Source organism: Aeromonas sp. 130281 (assembly GCF_056642115.1).
Window position 1 is genome coordinate 178,169 of the sequence record NZ_JBWVQS010000006.1, and the last position, 18,037, is coordinate 196,205.

Consider the following 18,037-nt stretch of genomic DNA (forward strand, 5'->3'; position numbering starts at 1 on the left):
TGTTATGTGATTAGCATAAAAGCTCTACGCAGATGGTTATGCTCTCGGCTGGCAAGGCTGTCAGGGGGGATGAAAGCGTCGGGTGCGGCACATCAAAAATGTAATTAATTACGTAATAAAATTACCAATGCAAAAACAAATCCCGACCTTACTCCAGGCTTTGCGAAAACAGTTGTATGAAATGCCTGCTACCAACACCGTCTGCATCTGGTATGTGAAGTCACTGACAGGTGAACTGCTGTTTAAAACGAAATGGTCAAATCTTGCGAAGTGGGGGCATAGGGGGGCGAGTGGTAGAAATGACGAGCAATAACGTAGGTTTGTATCAAGGGGCGGGGGCAGGGGGGAGGGAGATGACGGGGAACGGAGTAGTGAATAACACCAATCCCTGGATGTTTATCAGCATTTTATGGTTATTTTCGTTGGCGGCTTTTTAGCCGGGTCGGGACGGGGTGCCGGACAACAAAACCGGCCTTTCATCCGCAGGGTTTGGAGAGGGGCTGGGCCAGAATCGCCTCAGTAGTCATCATCCGGCGCGGCGAGATCGATCACATCGAGATGCACTGTGCCGCCGAGGCCGGTGTCGGTGGATTCGAGATCGGAATGGGGTGAGGAGAGAAGGGGCTGATCGGGCTGAGTGTCGACTGCTTGGTTCATGGGTGCTTGCCTCAATGGATTGCAAGCCGGTTGGTGATTCCCTCACCCTGATGCCACCTCCCTGTCTGATGGCCGGCGGAAAAGTTGCGTATCCTAGCGGGACTTTATGAAAGCTTCAAGTGGTTCTGTATAAAATTCATGCCATCACCGCCTCTGTGCAAGCCACCGGGGTGAGACAAGAAGAGGACGTGCAGGGACGGGTAGAAAGAAGGCAAAAAAATAGCCCAGTCGTTTGACTGGGCTATTTTCGGGGAAAATGGTCGGTGTGAGAGGATTCGAACCTCCGACCCTCTACACCCCATGCAGATGCGCTACCTGGCTGCGCTACACACCGACGGAGTCAGCTCGGCTGACGGGAAGGGAGTCTAATAGGATGAACTCTAGGGTGCAACTCCTTTTTTATCAGGGAGATGCCGATTGCTTCTTTATTGCTCAACCAAGATGCAACTTGGGCCTTGGCAGGAGTTTTGGCATAATCGCCGCCCACCTCGCCCGGTGCAGGTGGCCCTGGATCCGGGCCGAGCGGACAGGGCCGTCTTTGATGATGAATGCAGATAAATGAGAGGAGCGGCCGTGGAGCCAGCACAGAAGAACGCAGCCGAGATGCAGATCACCCAGGACGAACGCTGGATGCGTCATGCCATGGCCCTGGCGGCCAGGGCGGAAGGGATAGGGGAGATCCCGGTCGGTGCCGTGCTGGTGCTGGGGGACGAGGTGGTCGGCGAGGGGTGGAACCGCTCCATCAGCGTCCATGACGCCTGCGCCCATGCGGAGATCATGGCGATCCGTGCCGCCGGCATCACGCTGGAGAACTACCGGCTGATCGACACCACCCTCTATGTGACGCTGGAGCCCTGCTGCATGTGTGCCGGTGCCCTCATCCACAGCCGGGTGAAGCGGGTGGTCTACGGGGCCCGCGATCTCAAGACGGGGGCGGCGGGCTCGGTGTTCGACATTTTGCAGGACCCGCGCCACAACCACAGGGTGGTGCTGACGGGAGGCGTGCTGGCAGAGGCCTGCTCGGCCCAGCTGTCGGACTTCTTCAAGCGGCGCCGCGCCGAGAAGAAGGCAGCCAGAGAGGCGCTGAAACAAAGTGGTGGCCCGGCCCTCTGAGGCGGACGGGGCATCGTCTTGCCCGTCCAGGATTTATTCACATATCCACATATAAAACAGAGGGTTGGCACTTCGGCTTGCCCTCGATCTCCGGTCTGTATCCCTCCTGAAATAACCTCTTCACAGAGGCTCTCGATGTAACAAAACTGTCATGCAACCGCCATATAATGCCGCCAAGCCTAGCTCACATTGAGGTCTTGCATGTCATCGGAATCGTTAAACCTGGTCATGGCGGGCAGTAGAAAACGCCGGATCAAGGATAAATTGGCCAAATACGGCGTCACCACAGGGGGAGCCCTGGTACTGGTGGCCCTGCTGCTTATCTTCTTCTACCTGCTCTATGTGGTGAAACCCATCTTCAATGGCGCCAGCGTGGAGGCGACCTCCTCCTTTACCCTGCCGACGCAGGGCAAGACGGCCTGGCTCGGCGTCGAGGAGCAGAACGAGATAGGGTATCGCTTCAACGACCAGGGTCAGGTCAGCTTCTTCGCCGTCAAGGCGGATGGCGGCGTCAAGGTGGGTCAGGTGCTGGGTCAGGCCAGTGTGGCCGGTGACGTCACCGCCGTCGCCCCTCCCGCGCCGGGCCAGAAGCTCATCGCCTATGGCTTTGCCGATGGCAAGGCCATGGTGGTGCAGCCCTCGTTCAAGGTCTCCTACCCGAATGACGTGCGCGTCATCGAGCCCAGCCTGCAATATCCCTTCGGCGAAGAGCCTGTGGTGATAGATCCCCAGGGCAAGGCGCTGACCCGCATGGTGTTCGAGGCGACCAAGGACAAGATGGCCACCGCCGCCGTGACCGAGGATGGCCGTGGCGTGATGACGGTGATGAGCGGTGAGGAGAACTTCCTCTCCGGCGAGATCGAGTGGAGTCGCCAGAACTACGCCATTCCTTCCCTGCCTCGTCATGTGGATCAGATGCTGCTGACCCCCAATCTGCGCATCCTGTTCGTGCGTGAAGGCAATCGCCTGTCTGTCTATGACATCCACAACCTGAGCGACATCTCCCTGCGCGACGTCATGGAGATCAATGCCCCCAACGCCGACGTGACCCAGGTTGCCCTGCTCTCCGGCGCCTCCTCCCTGATGGTGGGCAATGACAATGGCGTCATCTCCCAGTGGTTCGAGGTGGCGAAGGATGGCAAGCGCCAGTTCACCCAGATCCGTGACTTCAAGGGCGACGGCCCGGTCGCGCTGCTGACCCCGGAGCATTTCCGCAAGGGCTTCATCAGCGCCGCCAACGACGGGACCATCAACTTCTTCCACGCCACCGGCGAGGCCAAGCTGCTTGGCGAGACCATAGAAGGGGGCGCCCTGGCGGCCCTGGCCATCTCTCCCCGTCACAACCTGTTGCTGACCCAGCAGGGGAATGATTTCAAGGTATTCGAGGTGGAGAACGATCACCCCGAGGTGACCTGGTCCGCCCTGTGGCAAGAGGTGTGGTACGAAGGGTATCCGGAGCCCCAGTATGTGTGGCAGTCCACCTCTGCCAGCAACGACTTCGAAGCCAAGCTGAGCCTGGTGCCCCTGGTGTTCGGGACCCTCAAGGCCTCCTTCTACGCCATGCTGTTTGCGGTGCCGCTCGGCGTCGCCGGTGCCATCTACACCGCCTACTTCATGTCGGCGGGTCTGCGCAAATACGTCAAGCCGACGGTGGAGATCATGGCGGCGCTGCCGACCGTCATCCTCGGCTTCCTGGCGGGTCTGTGGCTGGCCCCCATCATCGAGGGGGCGCTGCCAGGGGTGATCCTGCTGCTGCTGTTGCTGCCGATGGGCATGTTGCTCACCGCCCTGGTGTGGAACTACCTGCCGGAGCGCGGCCGCTCCTGGCTGCCGGAGGGCTGGCACGCCATCCTGCTCATTCCTGTGCTGCTGCTGATTGGCTGGGGCGCCTTCGCCTTGAGCCCGCTCATCGAGAATGCCTTCATGCACGGGGATTCGCGCATCTGGCTGACCCACGAGATGGGCATCAAGTTTGACCAGCGCAACTCCCTGGTGGTCGGCATCGCCATGGGCTTCGCCGTCATACCCACCATCTTCTCCATCGCCGAAGATGCGGTCTTCTCGGTGCCCAAGCACCTGACCCAGGGCTCGCTGGCGCTCGGCGCCACCCCCTGGCAGACCCTGAGTCGGGTGGTGATCCTGACCGCGAGTCCGGGCATCTTCTCGGCGGTGATGATGGGTCTGGGCCGCGCCGTGGGCGAGACCATGATAGTGCTGATGGCCACCGGCAACACCCCCATCATGGACTTCTCCATGTTCCAGGGGCTGCGTACCCTGGCGGCGAACATCGCGGTGGAGATGCCGGAGTCGGAAGTGGGCAGCTCCCACTACCGTGTGCTCTTCCTCGCGGCCTTCGTCCTCTTCGTATTCACCTTTATGTTCAACACCCTGGCCGAGTTCATCCGTCAGCGGTTGCGTGAAAAGTACAGCTCTCTGTAATGAGCCGTTCCATCAAAAGCGGCGCTCTGCATATGAACAAGGAATCGATAATGGGTAAGTGGTTTAAATCGGGGGCCCCCTGGATCTGGATGACGGGGGGCGCCGTCAGCCTGAGTCTGGTGGCTGTACTGGGTCTGCTGTTGCTGATCGGCTGGCGTGGTCTGGTCTACTTCTGGCCGCACCCCATCTATGAGTGGCAGCTTGAAGACGCCCAGGGCAACAAGAGCGTGCTGATCGGCGAGATCAACGACCGCGAGCTGGTACCTGTGGAGCGGCTGCGCGCCGCGGGTCAGGCGCTGGAGGGGGAGGAGCGCGAGCTGCTGACCCGTTATCTGGTCAAGACCGGCAACCGCGAGTTCGTCGACCTCGACTTCCGCTGGGTGCTGGAGACCGACATCAAGTCCCGCACCCAGCCCGCCGAGCTCGCCATGGTCGAGCGTGCCACCAACGGCAACTTCTACGGTTACATCACCTCGGTGAAGGAGGATGGCCACGAGCTGACCCAGGATCTGCATCCCGCCCTGCAACGGGTACTGGCCCGTGCCAACGCCCTGTCGGAGCAGGCCAACGATCTGCAAAAGGGAGACATCGGCGGCATCAACTACCAGCTGGAGCGACTGCGCCTGAAAGAGCGCAAGGCGGAGCTGGAAGGGGAGCTGACCGACGCGCTCAAGGCGGACCTCGCCGCGCAGCGCCAGGCCCTGAACGATCGCTATCAGGTGCTGGAGAAGGAGCTCTTCTCCCTGCGTGCCCAGGCGGACAGGGACGCCATCACGGTCAAGGACATGCGTGGCGAGCAGGTGACCATGCCCATGTCCAAGGTGCTGGACGTGGTCTGGCCCAACGACATGAGCCTGCCCGCCAAGGTGGGTCACTGGTTCCACCAGATTGGCAAGTTCGTCTCCGACGATCCCCGTGAGGCCAACACCGAGGGCGGCGTCTTCCCGGCCATCTTCGGCACCGTCTTCATGGTGTTGCTGATGGCCATCATAGTGACGCCCCTTGGGGTGGTGGCTGCCGTCTACCTGCACGAGTACGCGGGCAAGAACAGCCTGACCAAGATCATCCGCATCGCGGTGATCAACCTGGCGGGTGTGCCCTCCATCGTCTACGGCGTGTTCGGTCTGGGCTTCTTCGTCTACACCCTCGGTGGCTCCCTGGACCAGCTGTTCTATCCGGAAGCGCTGCCGAGCCCGACCTTTGGCTCACCCGGCGTCATCTGGTCGGCGCTGACCCTGGCCATCCTGACCCTGCCGGTGGTGATCGTCTCCACCGAAGAGGGGCTGGCGCGGATCCCGAGCACCATACGCCAGGGCTCCCTGGCCCTGGGGGCCACCCAGGCCGAGACCCTGTGGCGCATAGTGCTGCCCATGGCGAGCCCGGCCATCATGACCGGCCTCATCCTGGCGATCGCCCGGGCCGCCGGTGAAGTGGCACCCCTGATGCTGGTGGGGGTGGTGAAGCTTGCTCCCACGTTGCCGATGGATGGCAACTTCCCGTACCTGCACGTGGAGCGCAAGTTCATGCACCTGGGCTTCCACATCTATGACGTCGGCTTCCAGAGCCCGAACGTCGAGGCGGCGCGCCCCCTGGTCTATGCCACCTCCTTCCTGCTGGTGACGGTGATTGTGGGCCTCAACCTGACGGCCATCGGCATTCGTAACCACCTGCGCGAGAAATTCCGGTCGCTGGAGCATTAATCCAGCCACCCCTGAGACAAGAGATGCGCGGCCCGGCGGCCGCCATCAACAGCATGATGGTCGCCGGAGTGTATCCGGCCACCTTGAACTGATTTGAGGTAACAGATGATCAACGTAACACCGACTTCGACCCAGCATACCGCACTGGACCTGCTCAACCTGAGCCCGGAGCAGACCGCCCTTGAGGTCAAGGATCTCAACCTGTACTACGGCAACAAGCAGGCGCTGTTCAACGTCAACATGAAGATCCCGAAAGGGCAGGTGACGGCCTTTATCGGCCCGTCCGGCTGTGGCAAGTCGACCCTGCTGCGCTGTATCAACCGGATGAACGACCTGGTGGAGATCTGCCGCATCGAGGGGGAGATCCAGCTGCACGGCCACAACATCTACGACAAGAGCGTGGATGTCTCCGCCCTGCGCCGTCAGGTGGGCATGGTGTTCCAGCGCCCCAACCCCTTCCCCAAGTCCATCTACGAGAACGTGGTCTATGGCCTGCGTCTGCAGGGCATCAACGACAGACGTACCCTGGACGAGGCCGCCGAGCGCTCCCTGCGCGGCGCGGCCCTGTGGGAAGAGGTTAAGGATCGCCTGCACGACAACGCCTTCGGCCTCTCAGGTGGTCAGCAGCAGCGTCTGGTGATCGCCCGTGCCATCGCCATCGAGCCGGAAGTGCTGTTGCTCGATGAACCGACCTCGGCGCTCGACCCCATCTCCACCCTCACCATCGAGGAGCTGATCAACGAGCTCAAGAGCCAGTTCACCGTGGTGATCGTGACCCACAACATGCAGCAAGCGGCGCGGGTGTCGGATCAGACCGCCTTCATGTACATGGGCGAGCTCATCGAGTACTCGAACACCAACACCATCTTCACCACCCCGGCCAAGAAGAAGACCGAGGACTACATCACCGGTCGTTACGGCTAAGGCATGTTGGTGCAACAGGGGTTATTGAAATGAACAAGATGAGCATCAACAAACAGATTAGCGGTCGGTTCAACGGCTAAGGCATGGTTGGTGCAACAAGGATCATTGGTATGAACAAGATGAGCATCAATAAACAGATTACCGGTCGGTTCAACGGCTAAGGCATACTCGGAGCAACAAGGATTATTTGTATGGACAATATGAACCTCAATAAACACATCTCCGGTCAGTTCAATGCCGAGCTCGAGAACGTGCGCAACCAGGTGCTGGTGATGGGCGGTCTGGTGGAGCAGCAGCTGACCGACGCCATCTCCGCCATCCACATCCAGGATCTGGATGCGGCGCGCAAGATAGTGGCCAACGACCACAAGGTCAACGCCATGGAAGTGGCCATCGACGAGGAGTGCACCCGCATCATCGCCAAGCGTCAGCCCACCGCGTCCGACCTGCGCCTGGTGATGGCCATCATCAAGACCATCACGGATCTGGAGCGCATCGGCGACGTGGCGGACAAGATAGCCCGCATGCTGACCGACAACGCCAACAAGCCGCAGCCGCCGCTGGTGTCCCTCGAGAACATGGGCCGTCGCACCATCAAGATGCTGCACGACGTGCTCGACGCCTTCGCCCGCATGGATCTGGAGGCGGCCATCGCCGTCTACAAGGAAGATGACAAGGTGGACAGGGAGTACGAGTCCATCATCCGCGAGCTGATGACCTACATGATGGAAGATCCCCGCACCATACCCCAGGTACTGAACGTGCTCTGGGCGGCCCGGGCCATAGAGCGGGTCGGCGATCGCTGCCAGCACATCTGCGAATACATCGTCTACTACGTCAAGGGCAAGGACGTGCGCCACACCAAGGCGGATGAACTGAGCGACCTGCTCGGCAAGCATTGAATCCACGATGAATAAAAAGGCGCGTTGAGCGCCTTTTTTATTGCATTGGGGGACGGCTTAAGATAACGCGCCCCACGGGGCGCTTTTCTGCTAGAATATGGCCCCTGTGTGAGTCCCGGATGGAGTCACGGTCCGGTTTCCCGGGCCCAGTTTGCCGTCTTGTGCTAAGGCGGCTGTCGCAATAGGTTAATCATGAGTTTTGCCGATAGTTTGTTCTTTTTAATGCTGCTGGTCGCCGGCAGCGTGTTCTTCTCGCTCTCCGAGATCTCTCTCGCCGCCTCCCGCAAGATCAAGTTGCAGGTGATGGCCGACGAGGGCAATCGCCATGCCGAAAAAGTGCTGGCGCTGCAGGCCCAGCCGGGTAACTTCTTTACCGTGGTGCAGATAGGCCTCAACACCGTCGCCATCCTGGGCGGCATCCTGGGCGAATCCGCCCTGAACCCCGCCATCAAGGAGCTTATCTCCGGCTTCTATCAGGGCCCCTGGCTCTCCCAGATAAGCTCGATCGCCTCCTTCGTGTTCGTCACCGGCATGTTCATCCTGATAGCGGACTTGATGCCCAAGCGCCTCGCCATGACGATGCCGGAACGGGTTGCGGTGGTGGTGGTGCGTCCCATGCTGCTGTGCGTGACCCTGCTGATGCCGCTGGTGTGGTTCTTCAACGGCATGGCCAACGCCCTGTTCCGCCTGCTGCGGGTCTCCATGGTGCGCAACGACGAGATCACCTCGGACGACATCTACGCGGTGATGGATGCGGGGGCCGAGGCCGGCGTCATCCAGCGCGAGGAGCACCAGCTCATCGAGAACGTGTTCGAGCTGCAGTCCCTCGGCGTCACCTCCGCCATGACCGCGCGCGAAAGCCTGATCTATTTTACCCTGCAAGAGGGGGAGGAGAGCATCAAGGCCAAGATAGCCGAGCACCCCCACAACAAGTTCCTGGTCTGTGACCACAACCTCGACAGCATCAAGGGGTTCGTGGATGCCAAGGAGCTGCTGATCCGCGTCATCAGCGGCCAGAGCATCGATCTCAACAGCGGCTCCCTGGTGCAGAGCGTCATCATCATTCCCGACACCCTGAACCTCTACGAGGCGATGGAGTACTTCAAGAACCACAGGGGTGACTTCGCCGTGGTGATGAACGAGTACGCCCTGGTGGTGGGGATTGTCACCATGAACGACCTGATGAGCACCGTCATGGGGGAGTGGGCCACCCACGTGGTGGAAGAGCAGATCGTCCAGCGGGACGAGAACTCCTGGCTGGTGGACGGGGTCACCCCCATCTCCGACGTCATGCGGGCCTTCGACATCGAGGAGTTCCCCGACGCGCAGAACTACGAGACCATCGCCGGTTTCATCATGTTCATGCTGCGCAAGATCCCCAAGCGTACCGACTCGGTGAAATACGCGGGCTACAAGTTCGAGGTGGTGGACATCGACAGCTACAAGATCGACCAGCTGCTGGTCACCCGGGTCGAGCCCATGGTGACCGACAAACCTGCGGACGCAGCTGTGTGATCGGATACCAGGCTCCCCAAGCGCGCCTGGTGTCAGTGAAATACGCGGGCTACAAGTTCGAGGTGGTCGACATCGACAGCTACAAGATCGATCAGCTGCTGGTCACCCGCATTGAACCCAATGTGATCGACAAACCCGCCCTGGAATCGTGAAAGGAAGTTACCAAGGAGTCATGAAGATGCCGTCTTATTCTCGTGCGTTGAGCTGCGTGGCTCTCGCCCTGGCGCTGGGGGCCTGCAGCCAGAGTGCGCCCCGCAAACCCGCCGCCGCTCCCAAGCCCGTGGCCCCCAAGGCCGCCGTGGTAGCGCCGCAGCCGGACCCCGATGCCGTGGTGCAGAGTGCAGTGGCAGAGCCGAGCCCGGTGTTCGATGAGGAGTACCATGGTCCGGATCAGGGGTCGCTGGAGTCGGTGACCGCCCTGTTCGCCCGTGGCTACATAGAATCTGCCATGCGTGAAACCATGCTGGCGGCGGTGCACAGCGACTACCCCTTGCTCGGCATGCGGGACGTGCGCCTGACCGATCCTGTGGCCAAGTTCCTCACCTCGGCCCAGGCCCGTACCACGGCCCACGACTACCTCTATGCCGGGGTGCAGCGCAGGCTGGGCCGCCCCCTGAGTCCGGCCCAGTGGGAGCAGATCTGGCAAGGCTTCCCCCAGCAGGGGCGTGTCTCCGACTGGGTCAAGCAGACCAAGCGGGTACTGGCAGGGCGCTGAGTCGCCAGCCATCCATGCTTCACAAGAGGCCACCCCCGGGGTGGCCTCTTGTCGTTCAGGGCCATGGATCCGGGCCCAGGGCGGCGAGGGTGGCGAGGACGGGGGCCTTCCTTTGTCGCTATCATCCCGAGCTTGCCCGGATTTGTTCCTCGTTCCCGATTGCCTCTCCCTCTGCTTTGCGCCATGATGCACAGGACGTATGGCCGTCTAGATGTTTTGATGGCTTAATGTTGTTCCACACAATAAACACCCGTCATGACGGGGAGACGCAGAGAGATAGAGATGGATACAAAGGATTTGTGGGTACTGGATGGCGGTATGGGGCGCGAGCTGGCACGGCGGGGCGCACCGTTTCGCCAGCCGGAGTGGTCGGCCCTGGCCCTGATGGAGGCGCCAGAGACGGTGCGCGAGGTGCATCAGGCCTATGTGGCGAGCGGGGCCCGGGTCATCACCACCAACAGCTATGCCCTGGTGCCGTTTCATATCGGTGACGAACGCTTCGCCGCAGATGGGGAGCGGCTTGCGGCCCTGGCCGGGCAACTGGCTTGCGAGGTGGCCGACGACCAGGGGGGCGCCGTGCTGGTGGCCGGTTCCCTGCCACCGCTCTTTGGCTCCTACCGTGCCGATCTGTTCGAACCTGCCCGGGTGAGCGAGCTGGCGACCCCGCTTGTTCGGGCGCTCTCCCCTCGGGTGGATCTCTGGCTGGCGGAGACCATGAGCCTGATTGCCGAGCCGCTGGCCCTCAAGGCCCTGCTGCCTGAGGACGGCAAGCCGTTCTGGGTCTCCTTCACCCTGGAGGACGAGGCGCCGGGCAGCGAACCCAGACTGCGCTCCGGGGAGCGGGTGGCCGATGCCGTGACTGCGTTGGCGTCGGCCGGGGTGGACGCCATCCTGTTCAACTGCTGCCAGCCCGAGGTGATTGAGGGGGCGCTCAAGGTGGCCTGCGCCGACTTGCAGACTCTGGGTCGCAGCGACATTCGCCTCGGCGCCTACGCCAACGCCTTCCCGCCCCAGCCCAAGGAGGCCACCGCCAACGACGGCCTGGACGAGATCCGCGCCGATCTGGGGCCGCTGGATTACCTCGGCTGGGCCGAGCGCTGGCGCGCAGCCGGGGCAAACCTCATTGGCGGCTGCTGCGGCATAGGCCCGGAACACATTGAGGCGCTGGCCAGCCGGCTGCGCTAAGGAGAGCCCATGAAAGAGAGCAAGATAGGGCTCTGGTCCCTCACCGCCCTGGTGTTCAGCTCCATGGTGGGGGCGGGGATCTTCAGCCTGCCGCAGAACATGGCCGAGGTGGCCGGGGCCCGCGCCGTGCTGATCGGCTGGGGGGTGACCGGGGTGGGCATTCTGGCGCTCGCCGCGAGCTTCCTCTATCTGTCGCGGCTAAGACCCGATCTCGACGGCGGCATCTACAGCTATGCCCGCGCCGGCTTTGGCGATCTGGTGGGCTTCTTCTCCGCCTGGGGCTATTGGCTCTGCGCCACCATCGGCGTGGTGGGCTATCTGGTGATCGCCTTCGCGGCGCTGGGCAGCTTCGTCGATACCCCGGAACAGATCTGGTTTGGTGACGGCAACACCCTGGCGGCCTTCATCGGCGAGTCCTGCATCCTCTGGGCGGTGCACCTGCTGGTGGCCCGCGGCGTGCAACAGGCGGCCCTGTTCAACCTGGTGGCGACCCTGGCCAAGAGCCTGCCGCTGTTGCTGTTCATCCTGTTCGCTTGCTACTGGTTCGATCCTGTCACCTTCGCGGCGGATCAGCAGGGCAGCACCCTGGCGGTGCCGGTCTCCGAGCAGGTGCGCAACACCATGCTGATCACCCTCTGGGTCTTCACCGGCATCGAGGGGGCGGCGGTGCTCTCGGCCCGGGCCAGAAACAGGCGGGACGTGGGCACGGCCACAGTGCTTGGCGTGGTGCTGGCGCTGCTGCTCTATGTGCTCATCTCCGTGCTGGCGCTGGGGATCCTGAGTCGCCCCGAGCTCGCGGCCCTGCCCAACCCCTCCATGGCGGGACTGATGGCCCAGATGACGGGATCCTGGGGCAAGGTGCTCATCAGCGCCGGTCTCATCGTCTCGGTGCTCGCCTCCTATGTGAGCTGGACCCTCTTCTCGGCCGAGGTGCCGTTCAGCGCGGCGCGTCACGGCGCCTTCCCGGCCATCTTCCGGCGCCAGAACCGCAACGGCACCCCCATAGCGTCCCTCTGGCTCACCAGCCTGACGGTGCAGGGCTGTCTGCTGCTGGTGTGGCTGCTCGGCAAGGGGTACACCAACCTGCTGCTCATCTCCACCTCCATGATACTGGTGCCCTACCTGCTGATCGGCCTCTTCCTGCTCAAGCTCTCCTTGAGTGGAGAGGGCAATGGTCGGGTGCGGGCGGTGGCCCTGGTGTCGAGCGGTTACGGTCTCTGGCTGCTCTACGCCGCCGGGGTGGAGTACCTGCTGCTCTCCTTGCTGCTCTACGGGCCGGGTCTGCTGCTGTTTCTCTACAGTCGCCGCCAGCTCGGGGCGGATCAGCGGCTCAGCGGGCGCGAGCGGCTGCTGGCCGGGATAACCCTGGTGAGCCTGGTGCCCGCCATCTGGTCCTTTGCCCACGTCTGAGCAAGCTGATGATCAAATGCAAGAGAGCGCCCAGGGGTGCTCTCTTTTTGTCTGCGACGCGGACTGCTTTTAGCTGCGGCAAGGACTTAGCGGCTGGCGGGGCCCGCCGGTTTGCCAAACAGCACCTTGAGCTTCTCTGACCAGGGCAGGCCTCGGGCCTCCTGCACCATGTCGCGCCACTCGTGGAAGGTGAGGGTGAGGGGATTGAAGCTGTGGATGGGCTTGGTGATGCCGAAGCGGCAGGGCTCGGCGGGGTCTTCCTCCACGAAGGTGCCAAACAGCCTGTCCCAGATGATCAGCACCCCGGCGAAGTTGCGGTCGATATATCTGGGGTTGCTGGCGTGGTGCACCCTGTGGTGGGAGGGGGTGTTGAAAATCCACTCCAGCCAGCCGAGCTTGCCCACCACCTGGGTGTGGACGAAGAACTGAAAACCCAGGCTGAGCAGCACGGTGGCGACCACGGCCTCGGGGGGGAAGCCGATGAGGATCATGGGGATCCAGAACAGCCACATGCCGGAGACAGGGTACATCAGGCTCTGGCGAAAGGCGGTGGAGAGGTTGAGCCGCTCCGAGCTGTGGTGCACCACGTGGGAGGCCCAGAGCCAGCGCACATGGTGGCTCGCGAAGTGGAACAGCCAGTAGCAGAGATCCTGCAGCAGGAAGAGCAGCAAGAGACTCCAGACATTGAGCTCTATGTCAAACAGCCGCCAGCCCCACAGCGCGTCATACAGGTAGGCGATGGCGATGGCCGCCAGGGCATCGCCCCCCTGGTGCATCAGGGCCAGGGCGGCATTGGCGAACAGGTCCCGCCACTGGTAGGTGGCGGTGGGAAAGGCCGCCCCGTGTTTGCGCAGATAGAGCATCTCCCAGCCGACGAAGGCCAGAAAGAGAGGGGAGAGGTAGAGCAGCAGCAGTTGCACATCCATGTGAGACATCCGGTTGGACCAGTTGGGTTCCAGCATACCGAATGGATTTAAAATTTCATTAACATCCTGTCGAAGTCCGCGCGACGGGCAGCCAGATGACCGCTTGCTGCTCAGTGAAGGATCAGGGGAAGGTGGCGAGGTGAGAATAGTGAAGAGGGAGCCCAGGGCTCCCTCTTCTGCTCCTGTTTACAGCACCTGACTCAGGAACTGGCGCAGGCGCGGGGAGGGGGGATTGTCGAAGAAGTCGCTGGGCTTTTCATCCACCAGCAGCTCGCCGCTCTCCATGAAGAGCACGCGATCTGCGACCTCACGGGCAAAGCCCATCTCGTGGGTCACCACCACCATGGTCATGCCCTCTTTGGCCAGGCCCTTCATGACGTCCAGCACCTCCCCCACCATCTCGGGGTCCAGGGCGCTGGTGGGCTCGTCAAACAGCATGATGCGCGGCTGCATGGCGAGCGCCCGGGCGATGGCCACCCGCTGCTGCTGGCCGCCGGAGAGCTGGGAGGGGTAGCTCTGGGCCTTGTTCGACAGCCCCACTTTCAGCAGCAGGGCCTTGGCCCGCTCCTCCGCGTCCTGGCGGGACAACCCTCGCACCTTCTGGGGGGCGAGGCTGATGTTGTCCAGCACGTTCAAGTGGGGGAAGAGGTTGAAGGACTGGAACACCATGCCCACCTCTTCCCGCAGCTTGTTGACGTCACCGGGCTCGGTCAGGCTGATGCCATCGACCTCGATATGGCCGTCGTTGATGGTCTCGAGCTGGTTGAGGGTGCGCAGGAAGGTGGATTTGCCAGAGCCGCTCGGGCCCACTATCACCACCACTTCCCCTTCGGCCACCTGGGTGCTGACGTTCTTGAGGGCGTGCACCTCGGTGCCGTAGAACTTCTCTACACCGCGAGCTTTGATAATGGGATCAGTTGCTTTTCGCATATTTCACCTCCAGACGTCGCCCCAGGAAGGCGCGGGGCGTGCCGGTGATGGCAGCACTTCTCGACACAGGTTGAGCCTTGATAATGGGATCAGTTGCTGCGCGCATATTTCACCTCCAGACGGCGTACCAGGAAGGAGAGAGTGCCGGTGAGCACCAGGTAGAGCAGGGCCACGGTGAACCACACCTCGAACGGGCTGAAGGTGGAGCTGACCACCTCCCGTCCCGCCTTGGTGAGATCCGTGATGGAGATGACCGAGACCAGGGAGGAGTCCTTGATGAGGTTGATGAACTGGCCCGCCAGCGGCGGCAAGACCCGCTTGAACGCCTGGGGCAGGATCACATAGCGCATGGTCTGGGCCGAGGTGAGGCCCAGGCTGCGGCCCGCCTCCATCTGCCCCTTGTGGATGGAGCTGATGCCAGCGCGCACGATTTCGGCCACATAGGCGCCGGTGAAGACGGCCAGCGCCGCCACCCCGGCGGTGAATCTGTCGAGGTTGAGCACTGTGCCGATGAAGAAGTAGACGATGAAGATCTGCACCAGCAGCGGGGTGCCGCGAATGAGCTCCACATAGGTGACCGCCAGGTTGCGCAGGGCGGGATTGGGTGAGAGGCGGGCGAGGCCAGCCAGGGTGCCCAGCAGGATGGCGAAGACGCCAGCCACCAGGGAGAGCTTGACCGTGACCCAGACACCCCAGGCGATGGGGCCGGCGGTCCAGCTCAGTTGCACATCCAGGGTGTCACCGAGGAAGACGGTATCCCCTTCGGCAACCTGGGCGCCTGTGCTGGCGATGGCCTGGCGACGGTTGGGGTCGAGATCGTCTTGCAGGAAGAGCTGCCCCTTCTCTGCGGCAGTGGTGCCGGTCACCACTGTGCCGTCAAATTCTGCGTACTGTTTCTGTTCGGCCTGGTAGGCGATGTATTGGGGAATGCGTTCCCAGCGCCAGGTGTAATCCACCGCCTGCACGGCCTTGTAGATGCCAAAGATGGCGGCCAGCACCATCAGCAGGAAAACGCCGTGCCAGAGCAGCAGGTTGGGCTGTTTTTCCATCTGTCTTGTGATTTTGGGGTTGATCACTGTCACAACCTCTCTTGTCGTTATTGTGTGGGGTCTGCGTGAAGGGGCGGCGAGCCGCCCCTTGAGAGGTTATTTGAGCTGGTTGAGCCAGGCGTTGGATTCAAACCACTTCTTGTAGAGACGGTCGTAGCTGCCGTCGCCCTTGATCTGGCGCAGGTAGTTGTTGAACCAGTTGAGGGTGTCCTGATCCCCCTTGCGGATGGCCCAGGCCAGCGGCTCGAAGGTGAAGGGCTTGTCCAGGTGCACCACGGCGCCGGTGTTCTGGGAGGCGAAGATGGCGTTGTAGGGCAGGTCGTAGACGAAGGCATCCACCTTGCCGTTGATCACTTCCAGCTTGGCGTCGTCCTGGGTTTCAAACTGCAGCAGGGTGGCCTTGGGGATCATGCGCTTGACTGCCTGCTCGCCCGTGGTGCCGAGCTTGACCGCGATCTTGTATTTGGGATCGTTGAGGTCCTGGAAGGACTTGATCTCCCCCGCCTTGTCCTTGCGAAGGACTATGGTCTGGCCCACGACTATGTAGGGATCGGCAAAGTTGACGCGCAGGTTGCGCTGGGGGGTGACCGTCATGCCGCCCATGATGACGTCGAACTTGTCGGTCAGCAGGGCCGGGATGATGCCGTCCCAGGCGGTGTTGACGAACTCCACCTTCACGCCCATCTCCTTGGCGACCATCTTGGCCAGATCCACGTCGAAGCCGATGTACTGGCCCTGCTTGTTGGTCATCTCGAAGGGTTGATAGCCGGCGTCGAAGCCGACCCGCAGCACACCGCGTTCCAGCACGGCATCCAGGGTGGAGCTGGGGGCTGCGCTGGTGGCAGCATTGGCGAGCCCGCACAGCAGCAGGGTAGAGAGAATGAGTTTTTTGATCATAAGTGACGTCTCTGTCGTAAGTGTGTTCGGCCTTGAACCTGCTCCGTGCGACTCCATGGCACAAGAGACTGCTGCATCCGGCAGCAGGCAAGACAGGATTATTGTCTTGATTGAGGCAAAAGCCCCATATGAGATTCTATTCTCCATCCGGTGAGTGAAAAATGTACCAAAATCCGATTGTGTCAGACGACTCAATAGGTTAGTGGCACTTTTTCCTCGCGGCACGGCTCATAAAACCACATGAAAACAACATATCTATCTAAGGGCGCGGGTTCAAGTGCAAAAATAGTTGGCAGGCATTTTGCTGTGTGGTCGGCGGGAAATCTGGGGCCGAACGAACCTGGAGCGTAGGCATCAGGCCGGCTGGCCGAGTGAGAGGGGGCCAGTTGGCTGTCCGGAAAATATTTCTTCACGCCAGAGGGCTCCCTCTGTGTCTTGTCATGGGCTTCCCATATACTCAGCCATCCCCATAGTAAGGTTCGGGAATGGACGCCTCAATTCTGCTCAATCTGGACGTGTTTACCCTGATGTTGATGGCCCTCGGGGGCTACAGCCTGGGGTTCATCACCCTCTCCATCATCTGGTCGACCCACAGGGAGATCCCCGGCCTCGGGCTCTGGTGGTGGTCCAGCCTCTGTGCCCTGGCGGCCCAGTCGCTGTTCTTTATGCAGGCGTTCGCCCCCCATATCGCGGGGATCTGGTTGGCCAACCTGCTCATCACCCTCTGCATAGCACTGATGCCGCTGGCCCTGCAGCGCTTCTTCGGCGAGCCACCGGCCTGGCGGGCCTTCGCGCTCTTCATGCTGGTCTACCTGCTGATCCTCTGCTGGAGCGTGCTGTTCAACGACGAGATGGCGCCCCGGGTGCTGCTGGCCTGCCTGAGCTACATGGTGCTTGGGGCCGTGATCGTGTGGCAGGTGTGGCGCCACGGTTACCCCGCCTATCTGCCCGCCATTCTAGTGTTTACCGTGGTCAACATTTTGCTCTACGGCTTCAACCTGATCCGGATGGGGGCCCTGTTCAGCGGCGAGGTGAGGGTGCTGATGGATCAGCACGTGGTTAATGTGCTGCCCTTCCTCTCCATGCTGATGGGCAACTACCTCTCCACCTTCGGGGTGCTGCTGCTCTGTACCCAGTACCGGGCCCTGGCCCTGCGACGGCAGGCGAGCCAGGATCCCCTGACGGGCCTGCTCAACCGGCGTGGCTTCATGGAGCGCTGTGCACAGGCGCCCAAACAGGGAGCTCTGGTGGTGCTGGATCTCGATGACTTCAAGCAGATCAACGATCGCCACGGTCACGAGGCGGGGGACAGGGTGCTGGCGGCGGTGGGGGCCTATCTGGCCGGTCAGGGGGATCTGGTGGCCAGCCGCTTCGGTGGCGAGGAGTTCGTGCTGCTGCTGCCCGAGGGGGATGCCCCGGCCCAGCAGGCGCGTTGCGAGCAGATCCGCCAGGGCATAGCGACGCTGCCCCTGGACGGCATCCAGGTCACCGCCAGCCTGGGGCTGGTGCCTTATGCCCGGGGCTGGCATCTCGACACCCTGTTCGGGCAGGCGGATCGCGCCCTCTATCAGGCCAAGCGCAGCGGCAAGAACCGGGTCTGCCTGCCGGCCTGAGCTGTCGTGATCAGCCCGGCTCAGTTGCGAGGGTACGTGGCGCCTGGGCTTTGAGCCTGAAG

Annotated in this window: 16 protein-coding genes and 1 tRNA gene; 11 read left to right on the forward strand and 6 right to left on the reverse strand. The window is 61.9% G+C overall.

Annotated features, from left to right (window positions below):
- Positions 1–516: 516 nt before the first annotated feature.
- A complete protein-coding gene (locus tag AC1IN8_RS16380) occupies positions 517–657 on the reverse strand; it encodes a hypothetical protein (protein WP_163153711.1) in 141 nt (46 codons plus the stop codon).
- Between the two features lie 257 nt (positions 658–914).
- Positions 915–991: transfer RNA gene (locus AC1IN8_RS16385), tRNA-Pro, on the reverse strand.
- 269 nt (positions 992–1,260) lie between these two features.
- Here AC1IN8_RS16385 and tadA point away from each other — a divergent pair.
- The 10 genes from tadA to AC1IN8_RS16435 all read left to right on the forward strand — a co-directional run bounded on the left by tadA (position 1,261) and on the right by AC1IN8_RS16435 (position 12,560).
- On the forward strand, positions 1,261–1,770 hold the full coding sequence (tadA, locus tag AC1IN8_RS16390; RefSeq protein ID WP_479759755.1) for a tRNA adenosine(34) deaminase TadA: 510 nt from the start codon (positions 1,261–1,263) through the stop codon (positions 1,768–1,770).
- Positions 1,771–1,971: 201 nt separating this feature from the next.
- Positions 1,972–4,209 (forward strand): ABC transporter permease subunit, encoded by a 2,238-nt coding sequence (locus AC1IN8_RS16395; RefSeq protein WP_139437000.1) that lies wholly within the window; start codon positions 1,972–1,974, stop codon positions 4,207–4,209.
- Positions 4,210–4,259: 50 nt separating this feature from the next.
- Positions 4,260–5,909 (forward strand): phosphate ABC transporter permease PstA, encoded by a 1,650-nt coding sequence (pstA, locus tag AC1IN8_RS16400; protein ID WP_479759684.1) that lies wholly within the window; start codon positions 4,260–4,262, stop codon positions 5,907–5,909.
- Between the two features lie 105 nt (positions 5,910–6,014).
- Complete coding sequence (gene pstB / locus AC1IN8_RS16405; RefSeq protein WP_005328825.1) at positions 6,015–6,833, forward strand: phosphate ABC transporter ATP-binding protein PstB; 819 nt, start codon at positions 6,015–6,017, stop codon at positions 6,831–6,833.
- A gap of 191 nt (positions 6,834–7,024) precedes the next feature.
- Positions 7,025–7,735 carry a phosphate signaling complex protein PhoU gene (phoU, locus tag AC1IN8_RS16410; protein WP_025327511.1) on the forward strand — a complete coding sequence of 237 codons (711 nt, stop codon included), beginning with the start codon at positions 7,025–7,027 and terminating at the stop codon, positions 7,733–7,735.
- Positions 7,736–7,927: 192 nt separating this feature from the next.
- Complete coding sequence (gene paeA, locus AC1IN8_RS16415; RefSeq protein ID WP_479759686.1) at positions 7,928–9,250, forward strand: polyamine export protein PaeA; 1,323 nt, start codon at positions 7,928–7,930, stop codon at positions 9,248–9,250.
- Between the two features lie 29 nt (positions 9,251–9,279).
- Entirely contained in the window at positions 9,280–9,402 is a 123-nt protein-coding gene (locus AC1IN8_RS16420; protein ID WP_479759688.1) for a hypothetical protein, read from the forward strand.
- A gap of 20 nt (positions 9,403–9,422) precedes the next feature.
- The gene (locus AC1IN8_RS16425) at positions 9,423–9,965 is read left to right on the forward strand and encodes a hypothetical protein (RefSeq protein ID WP_162627170.1); all 543 of its coding nucleotides are present in this window, start codon (positions 9,423–9,425) and stop codon (positions 9,963–9,965) included.
- 282 nt (positions 9,966–10,247) lie between these two features.
- Positions 10,248–11,150, forward strand: coding sequence for a homocysteine S-methyltransferase family protein (locus tag AC1IN8_RS16430; protein ID WP_479759690.1), 903 nt, complete (start codon positions 10,248–10,250; stop codon positions 11,148–11,150).
- Positions 11,151–11,159: 9 nt separating this feature from the next.
- Positions 11,160–12,560: a basic amino acid/polyamine antiporter gene (locus tag AC1IN8_RS16435; RefSeq protein ID WP_479759691.1), complete on the forward strand. Its 1,401-nt coding sequence runs from the start codon at positions 11,160–11,162 to the stop codon at positions 12,558–12,560.
- A gap of 86 nt (positions 12,561–12,646) precedes the next feature.
- On the opposite strand, the gene AC1IN8_RS16440 is transcribed toward AC1IN8_RS16435, so the two are convergent.
- From AC1IN8_RS16440 to AC1IN8_RS16455, 4 genes are all read right to left on the reverse strand, one after another.
- Positions 12,647–13,486, reverse strand: coding sequence for a sterol desaturase family protein (locus AC1IN8_RS16440; protein WP_247626559.1), 840 nt, complete (start codon positions 13,484–13,486; stop codon positions 12,647–12,649).
- Positions 13,487–13,672: 186 nt separating this feature from the next.
- Positions 13,673–14,416: an amino acid ABC transporter ATP-binding protein gene (locus AC1IN8_RS16445; RefSeq protein ID WP_139437013.1), complete on the reverse strand. Its 744-nt coding sequence runs from the start codon at positions 14,414–14,416 to the stop codon at positions 13,673–13,675.
- A gap of 89 nt (positions 14,417–14,505) precedes the next feature.
- Positions 14,506–15,465 (reverse strand): amino acid ABC transporter permease, encoded by a 960-nt coding sequence (locus AC1IN8_RS16450; RefSeq protein ID WP_342059829.1) that lies wholly within the window; start codon positions 15,463–15,465, stop codon positions 14,506–14,508.
- A gap of 96 nt (positions 15,466–15,561) precedes the next feature.
- Positions 15,562–16,362 carry a transporter substrate-binding domain-containing protein gene (locus tag AC1IN8_RS16455; protein WP_162519227.1) on the reverse strand — a complete coding sequence of 267 codons (801 nt, stop codon included), beginning with the start codon at positions 16,360–16,362 and terminating at the stop codon, positions 15,562–15,564.
- A 485-nt stretch (positions 16,363–16,847) separates the two neighbouring features.
- Between AC1IN8_RS16455 and AC1IN8_RS16460 the strand changes: the two genes are divergently transcribed.
- Positions 16,848–17,975 carry a GGDEF domain-containing protein gene (locus AC1IN8_RS16460; protein WP_479759694.1) on the forward strand — a complete coding sequence of 376 codons (1,128 nt, stop codon included), beginning with the start codon at positions 16,848–16,850 and terminating at the stop codon, positions 17,973–17,975.
- Positions 17,976–18,037: the final 62 nt, after the last annotated feature.

What these genes read in the sequence shown, in the direction of transcription:
- pstB (WP_005328825.1), top strand. Translation starts at nt 6,015, where the DNA reads ATGATCAACGTAACACCGACTTCGACCCAGCATACCGCACTGGACCTG.
- tadA (WP_479759755.1), top strand. Translation starts at nt 1,261, where the DNA reads ATGCAGATCACCCAGGACGAACGCTGGATGCGTCATGCCATGGCCCTG.
- pstA (WP_479759684.1), top strand. Translation starts at nt 4,260, where the DNA reads ATGGGTAAGTGGTTTAAATCGGGGGCCCCCTGGATCTGGATGACGGGG.
- AC1IN8_RS16380 (WP_163153711.1), bottom strand. Translation starts at nt 657, where the DNA reads ATGAACCAAGCAGTCGACACTCAGCCCGATCAGCCCCTTCTCTCCTCA.
- AC1IN8_RS16435 (WP_479759691.1), top strand. Translation starts at nt 11,160, where the DNA reads ATGAAAGAGAGCAAGATAGGGCTCTGGTCCCTCACCGCCCTGGTGTTC.
- AC1IN8_RS16460 (WP_479759694.1), top strand. Translation starts at nt 16,848, where the DNA reads ATGGACGCCTCAATTCTGCTCAATCTGGACGTGTTTACCCTGATGTTG.
- AC1IN8_RS16445 (WP_139437013.1), bottom strand. Translation starts at nt 14,416, where the DNA reads ATGCGAAAAGCAACTGATCCCATTATCAAAGCTCGCGGTGTAGAGAAG.
- AC1IN8_RS16430 (WP_479759690.1), top strand. Translation starts at nt 10,248, where the DNA reads ATGGATACAAAGGATTTGTGGGTACTGGATGGCGGTATGGGGCGCGAG.
- AC1IN8_RS16450 (WP_342059829.1), bottom strand. Translation starts at nt 15,465, where the DNA reads ATGGAAAAACAGCCCAACCTGCTGCTCTGGCACGGCGTTTTCCTGCTG.
- AC1IN8_RS16440 (WP_247626559.1), bottom strand. Translation starts at nt 13,486, where the DNA reads ATGGATGTGCAACTGCTGCTGCTCTACCTCTCCCCTCTCTTTCTGGCC.
- AC1IN8_RS16395 (WP_139437000.1), top strand. Translation starts at nt 1,972, where the DNA reads ATGTCATCGGAATCGTTAAACCTGGTCATGGCGGGCAGTAGAAAACGC.
- AC1IN8_RS16455 (WP_162519227.1), bottom strand. Translation starts at nt 16,362, where the DNA reads ATGATCAAAAAACTCATTCTCTCTACCCTGCTGCTGTGCGGGCTCGCC.
- paeA (WP_479759686.1), top strand. Translation starts at nt 7,928, where the DNA reads ATGAGTTTTGCCGATAGTTTGTTCTTTTTAATGCTGCTGGTCGCCGGC.
- AC1IN8_RS16425 (WP_162627170.1), top strand. Translation starts at nt 9,423, where the DNA reads ATGAAGATGCCGTCTTATTCTCGTGCGTTGAGCTGCGTGGCTCTCGCC.
- phoU (WP_025327511.1), top strand. Translation starts at nt 7,025, where the DNA reads ATGGACAATATGAACCTCAATAAACACATCTCCGGTCAGTTCAATGCC.